At 54.5% G+C, this 2,031-nt stretch carries 2 protein-coding genes; both read left to right on the plus strand.

Translation table 11 applies throughout. The features are described from left to right. A partial coding sequence (locus ACXJ5O_RS25325) for a glutamate-1-semialdehyde 2,1-aminomutase (RefSeq protein ID WP_457302316.1) occupies positions 1-1,291 on the plus strand: 1,291 nt, incomplete at its 5' end. Then, positions 1,284-2,031 (plus strand): apiosidase-like domain-containing protein (locus ACXJ5O_RS25330; RefSeq protein WP_457302317.1); only part of this gene is annotated, 748 nt, incomplete at its 3' end. The genes ACXJ5O_RS25325 and ACXJ5O_RS25330, both read left to right, overlap by 8 nt.

The following is a 2,031-nucleotide window of genomic DNA, read 5'->3' on the forward strand; positions in this document are numbered from 1 at the left end:
TACCTATGCCAAGGGTGACGATCAATATCCGCAACTGTCGCCAGGCTTCATAGCCAAAGGTTTCGGTAGCCATGTATGGGATGTCGATGACAATGAATACATAGAATACGGAATGGGAAACCGTTCTGTCGGGCTGGGCCACGCATACGCTCCCGTTCTGGAGGCAGCGACACGCCAGTTGCAGCTCGGCTGCAATTTTACCCGCCCCGCCGATATAGAAGTGCAATGCGCAGAAACCTTTCTCGAGACCATCCCTGGTGCGGAGATGGTGAAGTTTTGCAAAGATGGATCGGATGCAACATCCGGCGCGGTCCGGTTGGCAAGAGCGGTAACCGGGCGAGATATGATCGCACGCTGCGGTGATCATCCCTTTTTTTCGACAGACGACTGGTTCATCGGTGACACCGAGATGAACGCAGGCATCCCTGATGCCGTGCAGAAGCTCACCGTCAGTTTCAAATACGATGACCTCGATAGCGTACGCGCGCTATTCAACAGATTTCCGGGGAAAATCGCGGCGCTAATCCTTGAGCCGTCGCGCGGCGACGACCCGAAGAATAATTTCCTTCACGCAGTGCGTGACCTTTGCCACAGCAACGGAGCCTTGTTTATCCTGGACGAAATGATCACAGGCTTTCGTTGGCACAAAGGTGGCGCTCAGCAGCTGTATCGCATCGAGCCCGATTTGTCCTGTTTCGGCAAAGCACTAGGTAATGGATTCTCAGTCTCTGCGCTTGCTGGCAAGCGCGAATACATGAAACTTGGCGGACTTGAACAAACCGGTAGTCCGCGCGTATTCCTGCTTTCCACAACTCACGGCGCAGAAACGCATGCATTGGCAGCCGCCATTGCCACGATGCGCATCTATCAAGATGAGCCCGTCATCGAACACTTGTACCATCAAGGTGACGCTCTGCGAACAGGCATAAATCAAGTTGTCGCTCGTCACAGTCTTAATGAATATTTCCGGGTCACCGGCCGATCCTGCTGCCTCGCTTATGCGACGCTGGATCAAGCCAAGACACCGTCTCAAGCATTCCGGACGTTGTTCCTGCAGGAGACCATCAAGCGCGGCGTGCTTATGCCGTCGCTGGTAGTCAGCTATATGCACAGCGATGAAGACGTCGCGCGCACCGTCGACGCCRTCGATGGCGCGCTTGGTATCTACAAGCAGGCTCTCGAGACCGGTGTTGACAACTATCTCGTAGGCAAGCCATCGCAAGTCGTATTCCGGCGTTTTAACAGACCGCCGGTCGCCGAACGCGCGCTGGAACTAGCGGGCAATGCCTGACTGGGCCGAAAAAAGATTCTTCTGGCTGTTTCTTGTATCGGCGATGTGTTGCTCGTTCGTCGCCCAGGCACAGCAGCCGGCTTTTCCCCTGCAGATATCCGAAAACCATCGCTATCTCCAGGACGCATCAAGTCGCCCCGTTCTCCTGACAGGCGATACCGCGTGGTCGTTGATCGGAGATTTGTCGCGCGAGGACGCGGACATGTATCTCGCCAATCGTCAGAGTCGAGGTTTTAACACGATACTGGTTTCACTGATCGAGCATCGCTTTAGTCGAAATGCACCGCAAAACTATTATAGACATGCTCCGTTTGCTTCCGGTGGAAACTTCACAAAGCCAAACGAGGCTTATTTTGCCGATGCAGACTGGATTCTGGAACGCGCTCGAGAACGGGGATTTCTGGTTCTTTTGACACCAGCCTACCTTGGAACCAATGGCGGTGACGAGGGTTGGTATCAGGAAATGCACGATGCGGGTGCGGATGCACTCAGATCATACGGGCGTTATCTCGGCCAGCGCTACCGCCATTTCGATAATATTATCTGGGTCCAGGGGGGCGATTGGGACCCGCCCACAAAAACCTTGGTGGATGCTCTTGCACAGGGAATCAAGGAGACAAATCCTGAAGCCCTCCAAACGGTGCATGCGGGACGCGACACTGATGTCCTTCACAATTGGGACGAACAATGGCTCGGCCTCGATACGGTTTACACCTATGGTGATGTCCGCACTGCCACTC

This window comes from Phyllobacterium sp. P5_D12 (assembly GCF_054049495.1).